The organism is Xanthomonas sp. NCPPB 2864 (genome assembly GCF_056675615.1).
The window spans coordinates 191,357-215,111 of record NZ_JBWWVS010000002.1 but is presented as its reverse complement, the minus strand read 5'-3'; the positions used below and the strand labels follow the sequence as shown (position 1 = coordinate 215,111).

Here is a 23,755-nt window from a genome sequence, read left to right as displayed (position 1 = left end):
TCGGCAGCCGGCCCGCGTTCCTGGCGATAATGGTGGCCCTTGCACCACCTGCCGGCCTCCCATGCGCACCCTCTTCTTGCTCGCCGTGCTTGCACTGGCACTGCTGCCCACCACCTCCATCGCCGTACAGCTGCAGGACGGCGACTTGCTGTTCGTCACCGCCGCCCGCACCGGCCTGAGCGGTGCCATCGACGATGCCACCGCCAGGCAGGATGCCCCCAGCTTCGATCATGTGGCACTGCTCGCCCATGACGGTACCGGACAGGTGCTGCTGCACGCAGACGAACAAGGCTCGCGGCAGCAGCCGCTGCAGGCATTCGTCGAAGAAGCCAACGCCAAGCATCGGCAGATCCATGTGTACCGGCTGACGGAAGAACAGCGCAATGCGATTCCCGGCGCCATCGCGCAGGCACGGCGCATGCTCGGCAAGCCTTACAACCAGACCTACGTGCAGGACGACAACAGCTACTACTGCTCGGACTTCATCGAACGCGCGTTTCGCGCCCAACACGTGTTCGTCCTGCAACCGATGAACTTCAAGAACCTGCAGACCGGCAAGATCTCGCAGTACTGGACCGACTTTTACCGCAGCAAGGGCATGGACGTGCCGCAAGGCCTGCCCGGCACCAACCCGAACGATATGGCGGCTGCTCCCGTGCTGGCGTATGTCGGTCGTTTGAATTGATGCGCGGGAATGCCGGCGACAACAGGCGCCTGCTTCGCCAATAAGCTAGTGCAGACGCTGCGCGCGAGACAGTATCCGTCGCTGCAGCTGGAGCTGGAGGTGCTCAACGACGAAGATCACCTGAGTGTCGCGCCGCGCGGCATCACCCATGGGCTGAAGTTCCTGTTGGGCACCAAGGCTCCCTGAGTGCAATGCCGCGCGCCTGGTTGCGCGACGCAAGCCGATACATTCCCGGCGGCGCATCGCAAGCGCATCCAGTGCCGTGTGGGCGCCGCCAATGCACGGCATGCACAAGCTCTTGCCAACGCCCATACATGCGCCGGCCTAGTGTGTGCACATCCATACAGCGTGCCGCACGCAGTGCATTCCGCCTGCGATTGTTGAGCACACGCAGAGGTGTACATGGCTTTGATTCATTCCATCCTGATGGGCGCCGTCGCCGGCATGCGCTCGATGACGCCGCTGGCGGCGGTGACCAATGCTGCGCGTACCGGCAAGCTTCCTGCCGACAACGGCGCACCGCCGCTGCTGGCCAATCCGCTGGCGTCGGCCGGCATGCTCGCGCTTGCCGGCGGCGAACTGGCAGGCGACAAGATGAAAACCGCGCCCGACCGCATCGTGCTGCCCGGCATGATCGCGCGCATCGCCACCGGCGTGATCGTCGGCGCGGCCCTGGCTCCGCGCCATCAGCGCGGCGTCGCCGCACTGCTGGGAGCGTCCACCGCAGTGGCGGCCGCCTACCTCACCTTCAACCTGCGCATGCGTGCGATCGACCGCTACGGGCAGACCAGCACCGGCGTGGTCGAAGACGCGATCACGGTAGGCGCGGCGACGTTGATCATGCGCGATGCGGCCAAGCACTAGCGCGACGTCCCTCACCTAAGCCTGTCGCCCACTGCAACCACAGGGCGTGCTATGGCGACGGTTGTTCCACCGTCGCCATAGCGAAGCGATGACCCAGTGCGCGGTCGCGCTGCGGCAGTCGCAGCGGTGCAAGTCTCACAGCCTACGCAGGCCGGTAGATCGCACAGAGCTTGTTGCCGTCCGGGTCGCGCACGTAGGCCAGCCACACCGGCCCCATGCGGCTCTCACGCACGCCCGGTGGATCTTCGATGGACACACCACCTGCCGCCACCGCAGCGTCATGGAATGCCTGCACCTGCTCGGGCGAGCCGCAGCTGAAGCCCACGGTGGCGCCGTTGCCGCTGGTCGCGGGCGCATCGTTGATCGGCTCGCTGACAACGAACGTGCTGCCGGCATGGCGATAGAACAGGCGCACATGACCAGACCCGGCTGGGTTAACCAGTGGCTCCGCCGCACCGAGGACGCCGCCGAGCACCGCATCGTAGAACTGCCTGGATCGCGCGATATCGTTCGATCCCACCATCACATGATTCAGCACGCATCACTCCTGTTCGTATCGAAGGCGCACAGCTTAGGGCAGCACGTGGATATCCGGCAGCATTCGGCGAATAGCTGCATCAGCCGCCACGCCCGTGCGGCGCCTGCAGATCCAGCACCGGCCCCAGCGGCACGATACCGGTGGGGTTGATCATGTCGTGACTCTGGTAGTAATGGTGCTTGATGTGCTGGAAATTCACCGTGTCTGCGATACCCTGCATCTGATACAGCTCACGCAGGTAGCCGGACAACTGCGGATAATCGGCAATGCGCCGCAGGTTGCATTTGAAATGGCCGACATATACCGCGTCGAAACGCACCAGCGTGGTGAACAGGCGCCAGTCCGCTTCGGTGAGCCGGTCGCCACACAGGTAGCGCTGCTGGCCAAGGCGCGCATCGAGCCAATCCAGGCTCTCGAATAGCGGTACCACCGCCTCTTCGTACGCAGCCTGCGTGGTGGCAAAGCCCGCCTTGTACACGCCATTGTTGACGGTGTCGTACACGCGCGCATTGATCGCATCGATCTGCTCGCGCAGCGGCGCCGGATAGAAATCGCCGGGCGCAGCGCCGACCGCATCGAAGGCGCTATTGAACATGCGGATGATGTCGGCCGACTCGTTGCTGACCACCGTGTTGCGCTCGCGATCCCATAGCACCGGCACGGTCACGCGCCCGGAATACTGCGGATCCGCCTTCAGATAGACCTCGTACAGATGCTGCGCCTGGTGGAGCGCATCGCCCACCACGCCCGGCCCTGGCGCAAACGTCCAGCCCTGCTTGCCCATCAGCCAGTGCACCACCGACACGTCGATCATCGACTCCAGGCCTTTCAGGCGCCGGAAGATCAATGTGCGATGCGCCCACGGGCAGGCCAGCGACACATACAGGTGATAGCGCCCGGGAGCGGCCTGAAAGCCACCGTCCCCATGCGGGCCGGGGCTGCCATCGCGCGTCACCCAATTGCGGAACTGCGATTGCGAGCGCTCGAAACGCCCACCGCTCTTGTCGGTGTCGTACCAACCGTCCTGCCACTTGCCATCGACCAACAGGCCCATGCTGCCTTCTCCGCTACCACAATAGGCCGCAACCCTAGCCCAGCCGGTCTGGAGAGTGCGTGAGCGGCCGTGGTGGCGTGAGCGGACGCGAGCAGCCAACAGCGTTTGCAGACCGAAGACCCAACGCTGCAAGGCAACAGGAGCCCCGCGTTGCCATCGGCCGGCAGCGCAGGCTACCTGGCAATCACCGACGTGCCGGAAGGCACCATGTAGCAGGCCTGCGCCTTCTTGCAGGCATCGGCATTGAGTTCGGCGATCTGGCTGGCCAGGTACTGCTCGGGCGTCAGGCCCATGCGGTTGCGGTATGCATTGTCGGCATCGGCCTTGGCGACCTGCTCCTGCTCGCGTTGCCGCTCTGCGGTCGTCGCCTCGACCAGCGTCTTGACACGCTGTTGCTGCGCAGCGGTGAGGTTCATCTGCTGCAACACGTCCGGATTGGGGCGCGCGCGTCCGAGCGTGATGTTCTGGATCTGGATCGGCAAGCCTTGTTGCTTGACCAGCGTACTGACGTTCTGGGTGACCGAATCGTCGATCTTCCTGGCGGTATCCGGATCGCTCATCATCTTGGTCATGTCGTAGCGCTTGACCTGATCGCGCACGATGGACGCGTACTGGCTGGCGACATTGTTCTTGAACCAGTCCTGCCCAAACCCGGACAGCAGCAAGGCCGGGGCGGTGATCCGGTACTGGATCTGGGTCGAGAAGTCCAACAGGATATTGTCGCTGGAGGAGAAATCGTCGAAGGCCACCTGCACGGTTTGCGGGGTGACATCCACATACGACGCAGAGGTGGTCAACCAGGTGTACGTGCGCCCGGGATCACGCACATCGTCCAGGCGGATGCCCCCCTTGCCAAAGAACAGCGGTTTATCCACCAGCACGGCCTGTTGCCCCGGATCGGGCGAGACCACCGTACACGCACAGAGCAAGCCGGCCAGCCCGAAAGCCAGCATGGAATTCTTCATCAATGTCCCCTTGAATGGACGGGCATGAGGCCCCTCCGGTGTGGTGAAAGATTATCCAATCCGGGATGCGATCGCACCCCGGCCTCCCGTATGACGGGCGGCAACACGCCGCTGCATGCAAACACGTGCACACAGGCCTTCCAGCCGCGTGCTGAGAGCTGAACCGGGCGCACGCCCTGCGCGGCGATTGGATGCATCCCCGGCAGCGACGCCCTCACCGTCGCAACCCATCCAGCCCTGTCATTGGCGCGCGCACCCAAGGATCGGCGAAAATAGCTGCGGTCCGGACGCTCCGGCCTGCGGCGGCAGCGGTCCAGGCCAGCGTGGCCGCTGACCCCCATCCATCGCGTCCACCGCGCCGCCCGCTGCATGCGCTCCGCCTTCTGTCGCTCTTTTCCGGATCCATCTTGAACACCAACGTCCCACCCCCGCCCGCCGACGACCTGCCCCTGACCGACCGCCTGCGCGCGGCGCTGGACCTGCTGGAGGCCATCGATGCCGACCGCAGCGTGCTCGACACGCTGCCCGAGGCCGACCGCGTGCGGCTGCACCAGGTGGTGGCCAGGGTCTATCACCCCGAGCCCAAGGCGCGGCGGCAGCTGCTCAAGCAGCGCGAGCGCGAGCGGCATCAGGAGAAGGTGCGCAAGGCCGAAGCGCTGCTCGAGCAGCGCGGCATCCGCGCGCTGCGGCGCAAACCGGTGTTCAGCACGCCCAACTTCTTCCCGCCGCATGCCGCCGGCCTGCACGACGCGCACAACGGCCAGAATGCCACTGCCGCACCGGAGCCCACGCATTCGCCGGAACTGCGCCACTGCTACGTCTGCAAGCAGAAGTTCACCCAGCTGCATCATTTCTATGACCAGATGTGCCCGGCCTGCGCCGAGCTGAACTACTTCAAGCGCACCGAAACCGCCGACCTGCGCGGACGCGTGGCGCTGCTGACCGGCGGACGGGTCAAGATCGGCTACCAGGCCGGTTTGAAGCTGCTGCGCGCCGGCGCGGAACTGATCGTCACCACGCGGTTTCCGCGCGATTCGGCCGCGCGCTATGCGCAGGAGCCGGACTTCAACGAATGGGGCCATCGCCTGCAGGTGTTCGGCCTGGATCTGCGCCACACCCCCAGCGTAGAAGCGTTCTGCAGCCAGCTGCTGGCCACCCGCGACCGGCTGGACTTCATCATCAACAACGCCTGCCAGACGGTGCGCCGCCCGCCGCAGTTCTACGCGCACATGATGGCCGGCGAGACCGCCGCGCTGCATGAGTTGCCGGAAACCGTACGCAACTTGGTCGGCCATTACGAGGGCCTGCGCACGCCCGAACTGCTGCGCGATGCCTCGGCAATGGCGCTGCCGGCGGTGCACGGCCGCGGCCTGGACGGCGCCGACGGCCTCACCCGTGCTGCCGAGTTGTCGCAGGTGGCGTTGCTGGACGATGAGCTGGTCGGCCAGCAGCACCTGTTCCCGGATGGACGCCTGGATCAGGACCTGCAGCAGGTGGATTTGCGCGGGCGCAACTCCTGGCGCCTGCTGATGGACGAAGTGCCCTCGGTGGAACTGCTGGAAACCCAGCTGGTCAACGCCATCGCGCCCTTCATCATCAACGCGCGGCTGAAGCCGCTGATGCTGCGCACGCCCGAGCGCGACAAGCACATTGTCAACGTCTCGGCGATGGAAGGGCAGTTCTACCGCAACTTCAAGACCACCCGGCATCCGCATACCAACATGGCCAAGGCCGCGTTGAACATGATGACGCGCACCTCGGCGGCCGATTACCAAAACGACGGCATCCACATGAACAGCGTCGACACCGGCTGGGTCACCGACGAGGATCCGGCGGACATCGCCGCGCTCAAGGTTCAGCAGGAACGCTTCCACCCGCCGCTGGACATCGTCGACGGCGCCGCGCGCATCGTCGACCCCATCATCCACGGCGCCAACACCGGCGAGCATGTGTGGGGGCAGTTCCTCAAGGACTATGCGCCGACGGATTGGTAAGGGCTTTCAGTCGGCAGGCGCCTGCACCGGCGCCTGCTGCGAATGTTGCCGCCATGTGCATAACGGCCGAGCTCCCTTGTCGCCCCATTGACTGCACCGCCGCTAGTGTCACGGTCAATCAACCGAGACGCCCACATGACAGAGCACGGCAAGCCCAATCCGATCATCGACACCCTCTCCAACGTCATCGGCGCCATCCGTGCCGACGACGACATGCACGACCTGGCCCAGGCCCACGATGCGCTCGAACCCAAGGCCATCGAGAAGCTGACGCCGGCCGAAGCCCGGCAGCAGCCGACCATTGCCGATGCGGTCAAGAAGCTCTTGTACGACCAGGGCAAGTCCGCCGACCCGGAGGCGCTGGTGCCCGGCGTCAAGCGCACCTCCCACACCCTGGAAACGCCCGCCGGCAATCTCCCGGCCTTCGTCTATACCCCACAGGGCGGCACCGCACTGCCGGTCATTGTCTATTTCCACGGCGGTGGCTGGGTGATCGCCAATGCCGAGGTCTATGACGGCGGCGCGCGCGGGCTCGCCAAGGAAACCGGCGCCATCGTGGTCTCGGTCGACTATCGCCAGGCGCCCGAACACAAGTTCCCCGCCGCCTGGGACGACGCGCTCGCCGCCTATGAGTGGGTGCTGGCAAACGCGGCAAGCATCGGCGGCAACCCGCAGCGCGTTGCCCTCGCAGGCGAGAGCGCCGGCGGCAACCTCGCCATCGCCACGGCCGTGGCCGCACGCGACAAGGGGTTGCCGCCACCGACGCATATCCTGGCGGTCTACCCGGTCGGGCAGACCGGCAGCCTGCACACCGAGTCCTACATCGAAAACGCCATCGCCAAGCCCCTGAACAAGGCCATGATCGAATGGTTCGTGGGGCACCTGATCCGCAGCGATGCCGACAAGGCAGATACCCGTCTGGACCTGGTCAACGCCAACCTGCGCGGCCTGGCACCGGTGACGATCATCAACGCCACCATCGACCCGCTGCGCAGCGATGGCGCCAAGCTGGAAGATGCGCTGAAGGACGCCAACGTACCGGTCGAGCGTGAAGTCTACACCGGCGTGACGCACGAGTTCTTCGGCTGCGCCGCAGTCGTTGCCAAGGCCAAGGCCGCACAGGAGTACGCAGGCAAGCGGCTGCGCGAGTCGTTCCGCTAAGCGACGCACAGCGTCTGGCACGACGGGCGTGCCACGCGATAGCAGGAACAGATAATGTCCACACGAGGGCCGCCCTGGCATGCCAGGCGGCCCTCCTTTTTGATCCTAGTTTGTGCGTTATCAAAACTATTACTGTCGGGACAGGGTGTTGGCTCCGAGCCTGCGTCGTAGGCAGCACGATGTGACAGGCCTGTGACTGAAAAGGACTACCGCGGCAACTCCTGCCGCAGCCATTGCATGTACGATCCGGCCAGGGGAGGAGTCGCGGTCAGACAAGGAGTTCACCATGCATGGGATCCACTCCAAAACTACCATCGCCTATACGCAGGTCAGGCACGCACTGCAATCCGGCCGGTATCGACCCGGTCAGCGCATCGATCCGACAACGTTGGCTGCCGAGTTCAAGGTCAGCCCCACGCCGGTACGCCTTGCGTTGCATCGCCTGGTCGGCGAAGGCCTGGTCATCGATCACGCACGCTATGGCTTGCAGGTGCCGCTGCTCACCGAAGTCGCACTGCGGGATCTTTACGACTGGATGGACCGCCTGCTGCGGATGGCCTGCGATATCGGCGTTGCATCGACACCGCACGCCGCTGGCGAGTTGGAGCCCACCACCGCACCTGCGGACGTGGTCAAGCAGACCTGGAAGCTCTTCGACGCCATCGCCCATGCCACGGCGCATTGGTCGCTGCATCATGCCGTCAGGCAGACCAACGACCGGTTGGCACCGGTGCGACGTGCCAAACATGGCCTGCTCGACTCTCTCGAAGAAGAACTGGCAGAGCTCACGCTGCACTGGCAGCAGCGCAACCTTGCCGCGTTGCAGACAGCGTTGCATGCCTATCACGTACGCCGCATCCAGGCCGTGCCGCGCATCGTGGCGGTCATGAATGAGCGCATCAATCAGGCTTCCAGCTTCGGCAACTGAGTGTCGTCAGCGCAGCACATCGCGGGATCTGCATGCTGCGCTGGCGAGCTGCCTGTGACGTGCGCCTGATGTGGCGTGAAAGGTGCGATGCGACGCCACCGGCCAGATTCGCGCGGCCATCTTCGATGACGGTCACACAGTGCATTTAATTATGACGGTGTTACGACTTAATCATTTGAAAATCAATACACCCGTTTCCTAACGTATCTGCGTCATGGATTCCCATGACACAACCAGGAGACAGCGATGAACATCAATGACACCACCCACAGCGATGCATCCAGCGAGATCACGGTGCTTGGCGTTGCCAGCACCGATACCAAAGGCGGCCCGCTCGCTGGTGAAGAAATCGGCGGCTTCAACGTGCCTGGCATTTCCGAGGAGTGAACCCGAGGCGTGCCTGAGTGCACGCCTCTCCCACCAGGAGTAGAGACCATGGATACCAGCAACAACGACGCGCACACCACGACGTTTGGTCAGGATCTCATCGTGCTTGGGATCGCAAGCCTGGACACGCAGGGCGGGCCACTGGCAGGCGAAGAAATGGGTGGCAGCACCACGCTGGGCATCAGCCAGGACTAGGCGCTGCCAACGCGCGGCGGTCGCCACTCGGCTTTACATGCCGGTGAGCAACTTCCCAGGCCACGGGGCGCACTGCAACGGTGCGCCCCTTCTCTCTCAAGGACAGCGCCATGCACCGCTACACATTGCGCAACGACCTAGCGTTCTGCCGCATCGGCGAGCGCCTGGTGTTCCTGGATGTCGGCAACGACCGCTACTTCCGCCTGCCCCATGCACTGGAGCACTCCCTGCTCGCCTACCTGGCGCATGACCAGGTGTCGGACCTGGAGATCAACGACCTTGTCGAACGGGGCTTGCTGGTGGAGCGGTCGCAAGCGACCGCCGGCCCGCAGCTTCCCGTCATGCCTGTTGCGCGTAGCGCGATGGAAATGCCTGTACCGGCGCGACGACCACAGCTGCTTGAAAAGCTCGAGGTGCTGGCACTTGTGCTGTCCACACGCCTGGCATTGAAGCGCACCCCGCTTGGCGGGGTACTTGGCAGCCTCTCCGCTGGAGCAAAGGGTCGGGGGATGCAGCAACGCTCACTCGCCGGACTCGAGCAACGGCTCACCGATGCAGCGTCCGTCTTCCAGCGCGCACGCGTGTGGGTGCCGGTCGAGATGCGCTGCCTGCTCGATTCAGTCGCATTGGCAAAATTCCTGCGTAGGCGCCAGCTCGACGCCCAGCTTGTCTTCGGGGTCGCACTCGATCCGTTTTCGGCCCATTGCTGGGTACAGACAGGCGATCTGGTCTTGAACGACACGGTCGGCAACGTCCACGCGCATACCCCCATCCGGGTGGTGTGATGTACCGCTACATCGCCTTGTTCAACCATGCGCAAGCACACCGCGATGGCGACCGCGCCGGTATCGATGCGTCGTTGCGCCAGATCGGGTTACAGCTACGGCAACGCACTGGGCACATCGACCTGTATGCCTCAGACGACACGCCCGTGCTCGACCTGCCTGGTGGTGGCGCACTGATCGGCCATGTCTTTTCGCAGCGCGACAACGCCCCCTTGCTGGACGGCGCATCGCTGCATGCATTGTCCACGCGGCATCTGATCGAAACGCAGTGGGGCGAGTACCTGCTGTTGCATGCACCGCGCGCGGACCCGAGCGCCATCACCGTGATGCGCGAGCCTTCCGGCGGCGTGGCATGCGTTTACGCGCTACAGCATGGCTTCATCACTTCAGATATTTCGATCGCCACGCATGCCGGTGTGTACACGCGTGAGATCGACTGGGACTCCATCGCCCATCATCTGCACTACCCGCACCTCAAGACCGAGCGCACCGGGCTTGTCGGCATACGCGAATTGCTGCCGGGCAGCCAGCTGTGTCTGCAGTCTAACCGCAGCCGTGTCGAGCAAGTCTGGAACCCCTGGGATTTCGTCGCAGCCTCTCGGCGCCGGCACGATCCCCTCGACGCACAGGCACAGCTGCGTCAGGCGGTCGCCTCCAGCGTCACGTGTTGGGCGCGGACCGATGCGTCCGTGCTGCTGGAACTCTCTGGCGGCCTGGACTCTTCCATCCTCGCCGCATGCCTGAAAGACACCGCCGCGCGCGTGGCGTGCTGCAATCTGGTCACGCCGGTGCCTGGCGCCGACGAGCGGCACTATGCCCGGCAGATGAGCGATCTGTTGAGCACCGAGCTGATCATGCGCACCCTGGGGTTCGACGCTGCACCGGTCGATTTCGCACCGCCGGCACATGCGGTCGCGCCCAGCACCTGGTTTCTGCAGCATGCCTCCAATGCGCTGAAAGAAGCGATCGGCACGCAGCTGGCCATCACCAGTTTCTTTTCCGGCGGCGGTGGCGACACCGTGTTCTGCAACACCAGAACCGCCGCGCCCGCCGCAGACGCCTTCCGTGCAGGCGGCCTGCGCGCCGGCTTCAGCGCAGTCCATGCACTTGCCGAACTGCACCAGTGCACGCTGTGGAAAGCAGGCAGGTTGACGATCAAGAAACTCCTCGCCAAGGCCGGACCGCCACGCAAGCCGGAGCGATCGTTCCTGCCAGGCACGCAGGCTGAGATTCCATTGCAATCGCATCCCTGGTTCGATGCCCCACCCGACAGCCTGCCCGGCGACCGCGAACGTATCGTCGATCTGGCCGGCACCCAGGTGTTCCGTGATGGACTGGCGCGCAGTGCATCTTGGCACCTGCGCATGCCGCTGCTCTCGCAACCGGTGGTGGAGGCCTGCCTGACAGTGCCGAGCTGGATGTGGATCGCTGGCGGCCGCAATCGCGCCGTCGCACGCGATGCGTTTGCGGATGTGCTGCCTGCGCAGATTCTGCATCGCCGCAGCAAAGGCACCTTCATGAACTACTCCGGCGCGGTCTATCGTCGGGGCAGGCAGCAGATCCGCGATTATCTGCTGCAGGGTCGGCTTGCAGGCCAGGGGCTGCTGGACGCCGATGCCCTGCGCTACCATTTCGACCACACAGTGGCCGACGGCGACCACAGCGTCATGCGCATCTTCGACCTGTGTGCGGTCGAGAACTGGGTCCGTCATCAGCGCTGAGGTTGCCTGCACTGCGTAGGTGCGTGGCGCCCGCCTGCCAACGTGCCACGCGTCAGCTGCGCCACACACGCTAGTCGCCACGCGACGGCAGTGCCGCCTTGATTGCGCGCCAGCGCGCATACTGCGCGGCCTTTTCCGGCGCAGCGTCCTGGTAGTCCTGCAACCAGAAGCGGAACCAATCAACGTTGCGCGCATATACGGCCAACTTGTGCTGCGGCTGGAACTTCTGGTGCGGCTCGTTCGCAAACACGTACAACTCGGCGCGTTGCGCACGCAGCAGGGGAATCAGGTAATCCAGCGCGTACAGATACTCCTGCTCGGAATGCTGGAACAGGATCGGCGCGCGAATCCGCTCCAGCTTGAACGCCGGCGACAACACTTTCCATCGCTCGGGTGTCTGCTCCGGTGCACCCAGGCCCCACATGTCGCGCAGCCCCTTGAGGAAGGGCTCGCCCTTCATGCTGCCGAACAGGTAGTACGACGGCGACACCACCGGGTTGGCTACCGAAGCGGCGGCGAGCAGGTTCGACTCAGTGGCCGTCCACAGGGTCACCGCACCGCCGAAGCTCAGCCCGCCCATGCCCACCCGCGTGCGATCGATGCCGGCCTGTGACGACAACAACGCCACTGCGCTTTCCACCGCCGCCAGCCCTTCGCCGTGCCGTTCCACCGCATCCATGGTGTAGCCGGGCAGCTGATTGATGCACAGCGCTGCGATGCCTGCCTGCGCCAACACGGCCAGCGGCCACTCATCGCCCACGCCACCGCGCACGAAGCCAGGGCAGCTGTAGTAGGTGACGAACAACGGCGGCTTGCCCGCGCCGGTACCGTGTGCCGCGAAGAACTGCCCGCTGTATCGCCGCCCACGTGCATCGCTCCACTGCAACAGCCGTGCAGGCGTTGCACGCGCCATGTCCGCTGCAAGCTCCGCATTTGGATCGAACAGCACCTGCCGCGTGCCATCGTCAAGGCCGATACGTTCCAGACGCGGCGGGCGATCGGCTTCGGCTGCCACGCACACCAGCGCAACGGCCGAGGCACCGCAGCGTGCCGCCGGGTCACGCCCGCCATTGATCAAACCGCGCCCCTGCACCACCAACCGCACCTGCCCGGTGGCCGGATTCCAGCGCCGGATGGATTGCGCCAGGCCCAATGCAGGATCGGTGATGGTGAAGAGCACCTCCGCATTCCCCGGGCGCCACTGCACTGCACTGATTGCCTTGTCCACGCAGGCCGCCGCGGTGCAGCGCACGGCCTTGCGGGCGTGTGCACCGGGCAGGACTGACAGCGCCACCTGCGGACGGAATAGCTGGCCCTTGCCATCACCCACACGCGACAGCACCGCCACCGCACCACCGGGCGCAGGCACGGACTGCCACACGTCACCGTCGACACCGTGCGTACTGACGGGCGATTCCTCCGCGGGCACCGGCGCATCCGCGAGTGGCCGCGTGGTTGCCGTGGCCAGGTCCAGCGCCAGCCAGTGCTCCGGCACATCCGCCGACAAGCCGGTGCGATCGAACCACACCGTGCCGAAGCGCTGCGTCGCCAGGCGTCCTTGCACATTGCCCGAGCGGAACAGGCCCTGCCCGAGCGGTACCGTCTCGTCGATCCGGATGCCTTGCGCATACTCGTCCTGTTCGGCCGCCATGACCTGCGCGCGCGTCGCACCGACGCGGTAACGCAGCACCCGCCCATCCGCGTCCAGCGAAAACTCCTGCACGTCGGCCGCATCGTGGGTCACCGCTTGCGCGCCGGAACCGTCCGCCGCCGCGCGCCACACCGCAATCACGTCATCGATCAACGCGCGGTAGTACAGCCAGCGCCCATCCGGCGACCACAGCACCTTTGCAGGCAAGGACCCGCCTGCCGAATCGCGCAAGGGCACGCCGCCATCGGCAATGCGTCTGGGCACAGCGTCCTGCAGGCCCTGCACGTACCAGACGCTGTCGTAGGTATTGCGCTGCACCGCTGCCTGCTCGGTGCGAAAGGCCACGCTGCGGCCATCCGGCGACAGTGTGGGGCTGCCGATATCCACCACCTCCAGCAATCGCTGGGACGATACCGTTTGCGCGTGTCCCACGCATGCACCTGCCGCTATCAGCACGCCTGCAAGCAGCAGGCGCCATGGTTTGTGATTCCTCACACACACACTCCTCTCAGCAACGCTCAAGGACCATCGCCAATACATCGGCTGCAGCAGGCAGCCCCACGCATCACCAGTGCTTGGACACCGACACGCTCACGAAGCGGCCAATCGCCGAATAGTTGGTGGAGTCGTACGGCGCCACGTACAGCGGCGAGGTCACCCGATACAACGGCGGATCGCGATCGAAGGCGTTGTCCACCGACGCACCGAACTCCAGCCCCGCCCACGCATCGCCGCGTGCGCCGGTGGCGTAGCGCAACGCCATATCGAATGTGGTGAACGATGCCGACTCCACCCCGTCGGCGCGGTTGCGCACCCCGCCGCGGTAGTTGCCGAACAGCGAGGCGGTAAACCCGCCCTGCTTCCACACCGCGCCCACGCGGCTGCTCAGCTTGGGCGGGTTGAACAGCGTGCCGGACAGATCGAACGTCGGTTGCGCGGGCAACGTCTGCTGCGTGCTGTCCAGCCAGCTCGCCGAGCCGCGCAAGGTCAGCGTGCCGCGCGCCAACGCCACCTGGTAGCTACCGCTCAGGTCCAGACCCTCGATGTCCTGCTGCGCCACGTTGGCGTACCGCGTGTAGATGATTGCCGCCACCCGGCTCGGGTCGTAGGCGACGCCGGCAAAATTGGAGAACCGGCTGGCGAGCGCGATCACATCGGCCTGCGCCTGCGGCGTCGGCGTGCGGTCCACGAAGGGTGCGTAGATCGGATTGCGCAACGCCTGGCTGGCATTGGCGATCGGCTGCAACACGCGGTTGCTGTAGTCCACCCCGAACCAGGTCAGCTCCGCCTCCAGGCCATCCAGCGCCTCGGGGTGCCAGGCCAGCGAGACCGAGCGGGTGATGGCGCGCTCCGGCTGCAGATCCTGGTTGCCGCCATCGGCCACCAGCACCGTCGTCCCGGCGGGAAAGCCCACCCCGCCGAACGCGCCCGGCTGGAACAGCCACGCCTCCTGCGCGTAGTTGCGCTCGAACAGCGTGGGCGCCTTGAACGACTTGCCCCACGAGGCCTTGAGCGTCACATCGCTGCCAGGCGCATACAGCACACCGAACTTGGGCGTCGTCACCCCGCCGAAGCTGCTGTAGTCCTCCCCGCGCACCGCCGCTGTCAGCGTCAGTCGCTGCACACCGGGCACGCCCTGTGCCGGGCCCACCACCGGCAGGTTCAGCTCCGCATAGGCAAAGCGCGCGCTTTCGCTGCCGTCGATCGTCTCCACGCCACTGACGTGGTTGACGTTACGGAACGTGTTGCTGCGATACCCCACCCCGGTGGCCAGGCGCGCATCGCCTGCCGGCAGCGCGAACAGCGGCCCTTCGGCGCCCAGCTCGTAACTGCGGCTGTCGTTGCAATAGCACAGGTCGGTCACGCTCACCGCACCGCTAGCCAGCGCCGTCTCCTGGCGGTATTGATCGTGCTTGCTGTTGCCGTCGGTGGCGCCCAATGTCAGCGTCCAGTCGTTGGGCAACCACACCACAAAGCTCGGTGACAGCAGCAGGCTGGTGGTGGTCGGAGTGACCCGGCTGTTGCGGCCACTGACAGCGTAAAAGTGCAGTTGGTCGCGTTCAGTGCGTAACGCATCCAGGCGCAATTCGGCGTTGTCGCCCAGCGCCTGGTAGGCACTCAGCAGCCCGCTGCGCAGGTCGCTGCCCGGATACAGCGTGGACGGGTCGGTGAGTTGAGTGGTGTAACTACGCTGACGGCTGTAGATGGGGTCTGCGGACGCGTCCTGATAGGTCGCGATCACTCCACCACTGCGCCAGGTGGTGCCGGCCGTAACGCTGTATTGCCGCGAGGTGAGCCCGCCTTGCGTGGCCCGCCCGAAGCGCGTGCCAACGCTCACCCCGTCGTAGTCGCGCTTGAGGATCACATTACCGACGCCACCCACCGCGTCCGACCCATAGATTGCCGACGCACCGTCGGCCACGATCTCCAACCGCTCCACTGCCTCCACCGGGATCGCGCTGAGGTCCACCGCCTGGGTGAATCCACCATAGGCCAGCCGGCGCCCATTGAGCAGGGTGAGCGTGGCATCGGCGCCCAACCCGCGCAGGTTGAGGCTCGCGCCGCCGGTCATGTTCTGGTTCGCATTGCCGGCCCCGGCCAGATTGCCGCTCAGCACGCCCGGATTCTGCCCGCCGGAGAAGTTCTGCGGCACGCTGCGGATCACCTCGCCCAGATCGCTGAAATCCTCTTCCTGGATGTGCGCCGCGCTGATCGAAATCACCGGCGACGGAACTGCACCGCCCTTGATGCGCGTGCCGGTGACTTCGATGGATTCCAACTCGGTCGCGGCGGTTTGTGCCGGCGCGGCCGCCGCAATCGCAGTCTCCGGCGAGCCGGGCCTGGGCGGCTCGCCTGCGTTCGGTGCCACGGCTGCCGGCGTTTTCTGCGCCGCTGCCGGAGGTTGCGTCGCCCCCTGCGATGTCGCTGCCCGTGCCCCCACCGCACCTGCCGCCCCGCTCGCCACGGCTAGCAGGGCGATGGAAATGGCGTTGCGTAACGTGCGTGTCTTCATGCTGCGTCCTTTGGCTTGCCTGGGTTGGCCCGCCGACGGCGCACTCCGGGGCGACCCGGCGCGCATCGCCAGCTGAGCAAGATCGGTCCTGCACCCGACTGCTGAAACGCGGGCACCGCAGCGCGGCGAGCAGCGACCAGTATCACTAACTGTTTGGTTTTCGAGCAATCATTGCGCACGCAAAATGACTCGGCACCCATCCGGGCCCGACACGTCATCGCTGTGTATGCAATTGCCCTTTCCCCACTACCTGCTACGCGTCCACTACGCCTGCATCGCCATCACCAGAGCATGCCGGCCGTGGCTACCTGCACAGGCGCATCACCGCGCTGCGCATCCGCTTCCACCGCTGGGGTTTGCACGCGTTGCACAGCCGTGCGTTCCTGCGCCGCAAGGTTGTGCAGCGACAGCAGCGAGACCACCGCCAAGGCCAGTCTGCTGCGTGCATGATCAAAACCGACACCGCTCCCCGATACTGCCCGTCGTGCTTGCATGTGCATCCTTCGCGTCCTGGGCGCGGCACCATCGCCATTGCGTCCCCCGACAACAAGTGATGTTGCGCAAGCGCAATGCCCTACCAGCAACGTGTGCAATATGCAGGCAGCGCTGCGACAGAGCGCACATTCAACGGCTTCTGCAACACGCAGTGCGGTTTGCTGAGTGCCGAGCGCTGAGTGCGCGCTACTGCACCAGCAGGTGATGCACCGCGTAGCCGATCGCGGCAACCAGCATCGCTGCCAGCAACAGCCAGGGCCAGCGACGACGCCGGGCAGAGGCCGGCGTCAGCAGTTCCAGATCGCGTGCAGTGGCGGCCTGCAACTCGGGGTCATCCAGCACTGCCGATGCGTGTTCGTCCACCTCGAGCAATTGCTGGTAGGCCGCACGATGGCGCGGATCGGCAGCCAGCCACGCCTCACGCGCAGCGCGCTCGGCAGCAGTCTCGCTGCCGTGTCGAACGAGATAGGCGGCCGCCTGCGCGTGGATGCGCCCGGACTCTGCACGCATGGCTGGTGACTCCCGACGGGCCGTCTGCTGCGGCCTCGCGCACGATGCTACCAGCATCTTCCGGCGACGCCAGCCAGCCGCCTTGCAGCCCGGTTACTGCGGCAACTCCCCCACCGCCGCGCGGCACGCGAGCAGCGCACGGCTGATGTGCTTCTCCACCATCTTGGTGGAGATCCCCATCTTCGCGGCGATCTGCGGATAGGTGAGCCCGTCGAACCGGCTGAGCTTGAACGCAAGCCGGCACTTCGGCGGCAGCTCGAGCAAGGTGCGCTTGAGCAGCACATCGAGTGTCTGGCGCGCATCGGCAATCTCGTCCACGCCGGCCTCGTCGGCGCTGATCGGTGCAACCTGGTCCAGCGACACGTGCTGCGCCGCCAGCCGCCGCTGACGCGAGCGCCGCTGCTCGATCACCAGGTTGTGCGCGATGCGGTACATCAGCAGCCGGCGGTCGCCGATGTTGGGCGCATCGCGGTACACCATCATCCGCGAGAAGGTCTCCTGCGCCAGGTCTGCAGCGGTCTCGGCATCGCGCGTACGGCGGCGCAGGTACACCAACAGCTCGGCATGCAGTGCGGCCAATGCCTGGTCGAACTCGGCGCGGAGACGGTCCCTCTCGGCGAGCGACGGCTGCCCGCGCGCCATGGGCGGCCCGTCACGCGAGCTCATCGTGATCGCCGCGCCTTCGGCCAAGTGCCGCTGCCCACCAACTTCCCCACGCATCCTGCGACACGACGCACCAGCGCAACGCGCGCGCGAGGGTCATGCAAGTGGATCTGAACATGAGCAGTGCAGCCGAAAGATGGAGAGTGGGTGGTGGGCGCCGCACCCCGAACCGCAGCCCCACCTCTTCCTCTATGACGGCAAGCGATGCTAACCCCCTACGTTTTGCGCGTCAGTCAGCCTCCGTCCACATCAACACACACGTGCTGCACACCTCAACCCTGTTACTTGCACCGGCGATACTGCATGACCGATTCGCCGTCAGAAATCACCAGATGCTTGCCCTTTCCAGATACGGGTCATCCGTTCTTCCGGCTGGTGCGAGATCCGACGTGGCGGACACGATCCAGACGTGAGGTTTGTAAGCAACAAGGCCGATTGCTACCGACGTCGTTCGGCACTCGTACGACGCATCGTCCGCCAAGTCTGGTTGCATCAACACCAAAGCCGTCACTCCATCCTTTGGCAAACGGGCCAGAAGCGCGGAATCGGTGTTCATTGCCCTTCATGAACTGAACTACCTGCCCGGTGCCACCCCCGCTACCCCGTGTTGTAGGGGCGCCGATCGGTGCTCGCGATAAGACTCATCGCGCTCCCCTCCTCGCTAGCAAGTGCGCTGCACCAGAGACGCATCTTCAGCCGTCGGTTGAAATGGTCACCTTTTCCCAATCGGCGATGGACGCTGCGAACGCAGCCAGCTTGGCTCGCACCAGCGTCAACGCATCGCTCCCCAGAAGCAAATGCGCCGGCGGATTTTCCGCGGCAATCACCTTCAGCATCGCGCGTGCTGCCTTCACCGGGTCGCCTGGCTGCTTGCCACTCTTTTCCTCGCGGGCCTGGCGGATGGGATCAAAGATGGCGTCGTAATCCGCGATGGATCGCGGCGCCCGCTGCATCGAACGCCCCGCCCAATCGGTGCGAAACGAACCCGGCGCCACCGCTGTCACCGCGATGCCTAGCGGACCAACTTCCTTGCCCAGCGTCTCGGAGATGCCTTCCAGCGCGAATTTGCTGCCGCAGTAGTATCCGATGCCGGGCATGGTGATGTGGCCGCCCATCGAGGTGATGTTGAGGATGTGGCCGCGGCGGCGCTGGCGCATGTACGGCAACACGGCCTTCATCATGGCGACGGCGCCGAATACGTTGACATCGAACTGGCGGCGCATCTCCTCGAGAGGCGACTCCTCCATGATGCCTTCGTGGCCGTAGCCAGCGTTGTTTACAAGGACGTCGACCGGGCCGACATTCTCCTCCACTTCGGCGATGACGCCGTCGATGGCGGCGAAGTCGGTGACGTCGAGGAGGCGGCCATGAACCTTCCCGGGAGCGAGGTCTTCAAAGACGCGTTTCGCCGCCGCGTTGCGAACGGTACCGATGACCACGTGGCCCTGGGCGACGGCTTGCCGGGCCAGGGCACGGCCCAAACCGCTACTGACACCGGTGATGAGGAGGGTCTTCGGGTTGCCCATGGGTGCTCCGTTGGTTGGTCTTGGAATGCATAATCCGCCACCATTGCCAGGTCGATAAGTCACAATTGGCTTTTATTCTTGCCTATTCCTATGGATGCTCCGAAGGCTCGCACGCTCAAACTTCTGCGCGAACTTGCACCCGACGAGGGCTATAACCTCACGGCGGTGCCGAGCGTCCGCATCCTCCGCTCCGACCGGGCGCTTGCCCGCACGCCCGTGCTTTACGACCCCGGCATCGTCATCGTGTGCCAGGGCCGCAAACGTGGCTACTTCGGCGACCAGCTCTACCTTTACGACGCGGACCAGTACCTCGCCGTCTCGGTGCCCGTGCCTTTCACGATGGAAACGGACGCCACGCCGGCCCACCCCCTGCTGGCCCTCTACCTCCATCTCGACTTCCCGCTCGCCGCGGAAGTGGCGGAACAGATCGACCGCAAAGGCCAGGACGACACTCTGCAGCCACCGCAGAGCATGATGTCCACGCCCGTGGACGACGCCATGCGCGATTCGGTCCTGCGCTTCCTCGAGGCCATGCAGAAGCCACTGGATGCCGCCGTCCTCGGCCCGGGACTGCTACGCGAGCTCTATTTCCGCGTATTGACGGGCGCGCAGGGCAGCGCCATGCGTAGTGCACTGGCCATGCGCGGCCAGTTCGGTCGCATCAGCCAGGCGCTACGTTTGATTCACGCCTCATATCCGCAGCCCCTGGACGTGGCGCGACTGGCGAGCGAAGCAGGCATGAGCGCGCCCAGCTTCCAGAGCCACTTCAAGGCGATCACGCAGGTCTCGCCCATGCAGTACGTGAAGTCGACGCGGCTGCACCAGGCGCGGTTGTTGATGGTGCGGCAATCGCTGACGGCGGAAGCGGCGAGCCATGCGGTGGGGTACACCAGCCCATCGCAGTTCAGTCGTGAGTTCCGGCGGTTGTTTGGTGCCACGCCGGCGGCCGAGGCGCGGAGGATGCGGGAGACGTTTGCAATTCCCGAGGCATTTGCGGATGCGGTGTACGTCTCTTCGCACTAGCTAAGGGAACCGAGGCAATTAAACCGCATGGCTTTTTCCGCTTGGAGGAGCGCGGAGACCGCACGTTGCCGGCCTGCGCACGCGCGGTATTTCAGCAGCGCTACGACCGCAAGGACTATCAAGCAGCGTTCTCTACACTGTCTCCCGTCCTGACGCAGTGCGGGCAGACGCCGGGATGGGACGAGGAGGGAAATATGCGCAACGACGTGGCAATCGTCCAAGACAAGACTGCCCCGTACGCGCCATGCCTGGAAACGCTGCGCTAACGGGGTCAGGTTCACTTCCTAGCCAAATTTCAGGCTACGGCCTCAGCTTTCGGGAGGGTTTCCTCGCTATCAGTACCAACGCCGGGCTGCGAGTCTTGTGCCATGGCCAGACTTCCACGCATCGACCTTCCCGGCATCCCGCAGCACATCGTGCAGCGCGGGAACAACCGGTTGCCCTGCTTTCTGGATGATGGCGATCGATTGCGCTATTTGCACCTGATGCATGAGGCCCTGCACACGACAGGCTGCCAGTTGCACGCTTACATCTTGATGGACAACCATGTGCACTTGCTAGTCACGCCACCTGATGCGGGACGGATCGGGCAACTGACCCAGCGGCCTGGACGAAACTACGTCGCAGCATTCGTCTTCATCTGCAGCAGCAGCGAGCCCTGGGCCACGACGCCTTCCGCGCAATGGTCGAAGCCAAGACCCACCGCTTTGCGGGCGTCAGGCCAGCCCATCGCCCACGCAGACCGAACACCGCCGACTGATAAGTTAACCTGACCCCGTTATTGGCTGCTCCGTTATTGGCTTGAGATGAAAAGTGCGCAGCAGCGCACGAACAGGCAGCGGAGCCGCGCCGGGCGGCACGGCTCCCGCCCGCGACCTTTCCCGCTCACGCGGTCGCCCGGACCACTGGCATGATGATGCCCGCACGTTGACCACTGACGTACAGGAGGCACGGATGTCACAACACGCTATCGAGGAGTTCATCGAACGCTGCGTCCAGCTGGTCGATCGCGGCAGCTTGAGTCGCACGCACAAGGCAGCGCTCATGCGTAGCCTGCTTGGGCTGCAGGCGCGTTACGACACCGGCCTGACCTGGTTCCGCGTGCACACCGAGCTCCTGCGCAATGGCGTACTGGTGCGTACGGCGGTCGAGGAGATCGACGATGCGACCCTGTGCGCGCAGGCCCTGGCCGCCGAAGCGCCCGGTTGGCTGGAGGACGCACAGGGCGAGGTCTATCTGCAATGGCAAGACCAGGCACGCGTGGTCTACCGCCGACCAGACACCGGCCACACGCTACCGCTGGCAGAAGTATTTGGGGACGTTCTCGATCTCGCCCACCAGGCCGATGACAGCGCGTTGTTCACCGATTGCTACGGCCTGTTGGTCAACGGCTGGCTGGACGAGACCTTCGACGCTGCCGACGGTATCGCCCCCACCCTGGACGGCCTGCTCGCTTCCGACACCTTGCGCGCCATCCGTGCGCTGGCCGCACTCCGCGCGCTCAAGCCTCGCCGTGGCGCACCCGAGGACCTGGCCGTGCCGCGGCTGGCCGACAGCGGCACCTCCGGTGAGATCGAGCGCGAGATGGGTCTGCGGTTTTTCCTGCAGCCCAAGCGCACGCCTGCGGCGTTACGCACTGCGCGTGACAAGGCCACACATCAGCGGGTGCGTCTGCGCGAGCTGCTCCCGCAACTGGTGGAGCAACACCTGGGCACATCGCTGCGCGCTGCTGGTTGGTCTGCTGTCACGGTTGAAGCGAGCCATCGTTGGCAATGGATCCGCGACCACGACGGCAGCCGTCAGTGTCTGTGGGCCAGCTATGACCCGACCCTGGGCGAGCTGATGGTCCAGGCGGGGCTGCAGCATGCCCGCCTGCTGGCCTGGCAGCAGCGCGCGGCGACCACGCAGCTGCATGACCTGCATTGCGTGGCTGATGCGGCCACCGTCCTGGGCAAGCAGGTCCTGGACAGCGCGGACGTGGGCGACTACGGCGGCTGGGCACTGAATCCATCTCACAGCGACGCCGTGCTGAGCGCTGCCCTGGCCCGTCTGGCGACGGCGCTGCCCGCACTGGATGTGCACTTCTTCAGCCGCATCACCGATCAGCTGGCCGGCCCCTGGTTCCAACGCTCCGCTGATACCTGGCTGCAGCTGCTGGAACACGGCGACGACAACGGCGTGGTGCCGCCCGAGGTGATATTCGCCAGCCCGGACAGCGTGCTGCTGGTATTCGTGTTCTTCCACCTGGAGTGCGGCGAACAGACACGTGCCAACGCACATGTCGAACAGTTGCGCCAGCGGCTGGCCGCACGCGCCCGTCCAACTGTCTGGCATCGCCAATGGCTGGCGCCATTTCTGCAGCAGTGGGAGCACGGGGCAGGCACTGCGCCCATGCCACCGCTGCTGCACCCGCTGCTGCTCGATCACCTGCGCGCAAACGATGGCGCCTGATTGCCGCACCACGCCGCCGATACGCGGCTGGCGCGGCTGGCGGCTCAGGCATGTGTACGGAGGCCTTGCAGGTCGACATCTTGCTGGCGCAAGCCGCGGCGCCGCGCAGGCAACGCGGTGCCGCATTCCAAGGCCTTGTCCGCTTGCAATGCCGGCAGCGCACAGGCATCGCGCACAGCCCCTCAATAGCGTAGCGCCTCCGCTGTGGGTGCCACCGGCGCAAACCGCGCCTTGCTGAAGTCATGCAGCAGCCGAGCCGCCTGCTCACCCTGCTCGGAATAGCGCCGGAAATCGCTTTTACACAGCCGATACAGGCAGCCCCCGCGCGCATATACCAGGTCGCCGCCATCCCAATCGGCCCAGTCGGTGCCGGGCAGGTCCACCAGCACGGCGCCGTCGCGATCCAGCACGCGATGATCCAGCGCATACCAGGCATCGTTCTGGCGCCCCACGGCACGCAACAGCGATTGCAGCCGACGCCCGCCACTGCCGTCCTTCTCCCACACGCGTGGGCGCGTGAAGCCGTAGAGCACGCCGCTTCGCAAACCGCCGCGTTCGCCCTCACCGCCGTCGAGCGTTCGCCAGCCAGCGCGCTGCCGCAGCATGCTGTCGATCGGCTCGTCTTCGCCACCGCCGGACCATTGCCCGAACGGCCGCACCGTCATCCCGTGCTTCAGACCGAAGCCGGTCGGCAGCGGAAACGGCTCGCGGCCTGCCTGCGGGCGATGATTCAACAGCAAGGTCTGCTCGTCCTCAAACGCACCACCGCCACCCCACGCATCCCCCTTGGGCCAGAGCGCCAGCGCGGTGAAGAACGGTGGGCGCGACAGCGCTGTCCAGGTTCCGAAATCGCCCTTGTGCTTGGCCGCGAAATACACCAACAGCCGCCCCGACGGCGACAGATCGCAACGCCGCTCGTAGATGCGGCCCTTGAACCACTGCCCGTGCTCGAACGTGTCCGTGCGCAAGTCCCAGCGGACCAGCTGTACCTGCTTGCTGGGCCCACGCCGGAAGATCACCCCGGTGCGTGCGTCCCGCGCCAGCAGGACATACAGCCGTGTGGCCGGGGTGAACCTGTCTTCCATCTGCGATGTCGATTGCATCTGCATCCTCCGTGGATTGACGCTGCTCCCGCACCGATGCAGT

At 65.3% G+C, this 23,755-nt stretch carries 22 protein-coding genes and 1 pseudogene; 13 read left to right on the top strand and 10 right to left on the bottom strand.

Features of this window, described 5'->3' with window-relative positions:
• Positions 1-61: 61 nt before the first annotated feature.
• The 3 genes and pseudogenes from AC1KVE_RS05975 (at position 62) to AC1KVE_RS05965 (ending at position 1,549) form a co-directional block, all read left to right on the top strand.
• A complete protein-coding gene (locus AC1KVE_RS05975) occupies positions 62-685 on the top strand; it encodes a YiiX/YebB-like N1pC/P60 family cysteine hydrolase (RefSeq protein WP_115510376.1) in 624 nt (207 codons plus the stop codon).
• Between the two features lie 45 nt (positions 686-730).
• Positions 731-871: pseudogene (locus AC1KVE_RS05970) on the top strand (alpha/beta hydrolase); the annotation flags it as partial.
• Positions 872-1,087: 216 nt separating this feature from the next.
• A complete protein-coding gene (locus AC1KVE_RS05965; RefSeq protein WP_024937826.1) occupies positions 1,088-1,549 on the top strand; it encodes a membrane protein in 462 nt (153 codons plus the stop codon).
• Between the two features lie 142 nt (positions 1,550-1,691).
• Here AC1KVE_RS05965 and AC1KVE_RS05960 read toward each other — a convergent pair whose 3' ends face one another.
• The 3 genes from AC1KVE_RS05960 to AC1KVE_RS05950 all read right to left on the bottom strand — a co-directional run bounded on the left by AC1KVE_RS05960 (position 1,692) and on the right by AC1KVE_RS05950 (position 4,094).
• Complete coding sequence (locus tag AC1KVE_RS05960; protein WP_104575195.1) at positions 1,692-2,087, bottom strand: VOC family protein; 396 nt, start codon at positions 2,085-2,087, stop codon at positions 1,692-1,694.
• 79 nt (positions 2,088-2,166) lie between these two features.
• Positions 2,167-3,141, bottom strand: coding sequence for a glutathione S-transferase family protein (locus tag AC1KVE_RS05955; protein ID WP_481092983.1), 975 nt, complete (start codon positions 3,139-3,141; stop codon positions 2,167-2,169).
• 173 nt (positions 3,142-3,314) lie between these two features.
• Positions 3,315-4,094, bottom strand: a complete 780-nt coding sequence (locus AC1KVE_RS05950) for an SPFH domain-containing protein (RefSeq protein WP_184615932.1) — start codon at positions 4,092-4,094, stop codon at positions 3,315-3,317.
• 419 nt (positions 4,095-4,513) lie between these two features.
• Here AC1KVE_RS05950 and AC1KVE_RS05945 point away from each other — a divergent pair, with 419 nt between their 5' ends.
• From AC1KVE_RS05945 to AC1KVE_RS05915, 7 genes are all read left to right on the top strand, one after another.
• On the top strand, positions 4,514-6,100 hold the full coding sequence (locus tag AC1KVE_RS05945; RefSeq protein WP_481092982.1) for an SDR family NAD(P)-dependent oxidoreductase: 1,587 nt from the start codon (positions 4,514-4,516) through the stop codon (positions 6,098-6,100).
• Between the two features lie 135 nt (positions 6,101-6,235).
• Positions 6,236-7,261: an alpha/beta hydrolase gene (locus AC1KVE_RS05940; protein WP_481092981.1), complete on the top strand. Its 1,026-nt coding sequence runs from the start codon at positions 6,236-6,238 to the stop codon at positions 7,259-7,261.
• Positions 7,262-7,547: 286 nt separating this feature from the next.
• Entirely contained in the window at positions 7,548-8,189 is a 642-nt protein-coding gene (locus AC1KVE_RS05935) for a GntR family transcriptional regulator (RefSeq protein WP_481092980.1), read from the top strand.
• Between the two features lie 246 nt (positions 8,190-8,435).
• Positions 8,436-8,576, top strand: a complete 141-nt coding sequence (locus AC1KVE_RS05930) for a lasso peptide xanthomonin 1 (RefSeq protein WP_016903879.1) — start codon at positions 8,436-8,438, stop codon at positions 8,574-8,576.
• 48 nt (positions 8,577-8,624) lie between these two features.
• Positions 8,625-8,771: a benenodin family lasso peptide gene (locus AC1KVE_RS05925; RefSeq protein ID WP_016903880.1), complete on the top strand. Its 147-nt coding sequence runs from the start codon at positions 8,625-8,627 to the stop codon at positions 8,769-8,771.
• Between the two features lie 110 nt (positions 8,772-8,881).
• A complete protein-coding gene (locus tag AC1KVE_RS05920; RefSeq protein ID WP_481092979.1) occupies positions 8,882-9,556 on the top strand; it encodes a lasso peptide biosynthesis B2 protein in 675 nt (224 codons plus the stop codon).
• Entirely contained in the window at positions 9,556-11,277 is a 1,722-nt protein-coding gene (locus tag AC1KVE_RS05915) for a lasso peptide isopeptide bond-forming cyclase (RefSeq protein ID WP_481092978.1), read from the top strand. The genes AC1KVE_RS05920 and AC1KVE_RS05915 overlap by 1 nt, the downstream gene beginning before the upstream one ends.
• 70 nt (positions 11,278-11,347) lie before the next feature.
• Here the strand turns inward: AC1KVE_RS05915 and AC1KVE_RS05910 are convergent, their stop codons facing one another.
• The 6 genes from AC1KVE_RS05910 to AC1KVE_RS05885 form a co-directional block, all read right to left on the bottom strand.
• Positions 11,348-13,360 (bottom strand): Atxe2 family lasso peptide isopeptidase, encoded by a 2,013-nt coding sequence (locus AC1KVE_RS05910; protein ID WP_481092977.1) that lies wholly within the window; start codon positions 13,358-13,360, stop codon positions 11,348-11,350.
• Positions 13,361-13,493: 133 nt separating this feature from the next.
• Positions 13,494-15,941, bottom strand: coding sequence for a TonB-dependent receptor plug domain-containing protein (locus AC1KVE_RS05905; protein WP_481092976.1), 2,448 nt, complete (start codon positions 15,939-15,941; stop codon positions 13,494-13,496).
• A gap of 681 nt (positions 15,942-16,622) precedes the next feature.
• A complete protein-coding gene (locus AC1KVE_RS05900; RefSeq protein ID WP_481092975.1) occupies positions 16,623-16,946 on the bottom strand; it encodes a DUF4880 domain-containing protein in 324 nt (107 codons plus the stop codon).
• Positions 16,947-17,039: 93 nt separating this feature from the next.
• Positions 17,040-17,612, bottom strand: a complete 573-nt coding sequence (locus AC1KVE_RS05895; protein WP_226426886.1) for an RNA polymerase sigma factor — start codon at positions 17,610-17,612, stop codon at positions 17,040-17,042.
• A 322-nt stretch (positions 17,613-17,934) separates the two neighbouring features.
• The gene (locus AC1KVE_RS05890; RefSeq protein WP_228911395.1) at positions 17,935-18,165 is read right to left on the bottom strand and encodes a hypothetical protein; all 231 of its coding nucleotides are present in this window, start codon (positions 18,163-18,165) and stop codon (positions 17,935-17,937) included.
• A 136-nt stretch (positions 18,166-18,301) separates the two neighbouring features.
• Positions 18,302-19,135: an oxidoreductase gene (locus tag AC1KVE_RS05885; protein WP_104569134.1), complete on the bottom strand. Its 834-nt coding sequence runs from the start codon at positions 19,133-19,135 to the stop codon at positions 18,302-18,304.
• 90 nt (positions 19,136-19,225) lie between these two features.
• On the opposite strand from AC1KVE_RS05885, the gene AC1KVE_RS05880 reads away from it, so the two are divergent.
• The 3 genes from AC1KVE_RS05880 (at position 19,226) to AC1KVE_RS05870 (ending at position 22,609) form a co-directional block, all read left to right on the top strand.
• Positions 19,226-20,158 (top strand): AraC family transcriptional regulator, encoded by a 933-nt coding sequence (locus AC1KVE_RS05880; RefSeq protein WP_349778135.1) that lies wholly within the window; start codon positions 19,226-19,228, stop codon positions 20,156-20,158.
• Positions 20,159-20,526: 368 nt separating this feature from the next.
• Positions 20,527-20,931 (top strand): transposase, encoded by a 405-nt coding sequence (locus AC1KVE_RS05875; protein ID WP_435012884.1) that lies wholly within the window; start codon positions 20,527-20,529, stop codon positions 20,929-20,931.
• Positions 20,932-21,112: 181 nt separating this feature from the next.
• Positions 21,113-22,609 carry a hypothetical protein gene (locus tag AC1KVE_RS05870; RefSeq protein ID WP_435012885.1) on the top strand — a complete coding sequence of 499 codons (1,497 nt, stop codon included), beginning with the start codon at positions 21,113-21,115 and terminating at the stop codon, positions 22,607-22,609.
• Positions 22,610-22,791: 182 nt separating this feature from the next.
• Here the strand turns inward: AC1KVE_RS05870 and AC1KVE_RS05865 are convergent, their stop codons facing one another.
• Entirely contained in the window at positions 22,792-23,712 is a 921-nt protein-coding gene (locus tag AC1KVE_RS05865; RefSeq protein WP_435012886.1) for a hypothetical protein, read from the bottom strand.
• Positions 23,713-23,755 lie beyond the last annotated feature (43 nt).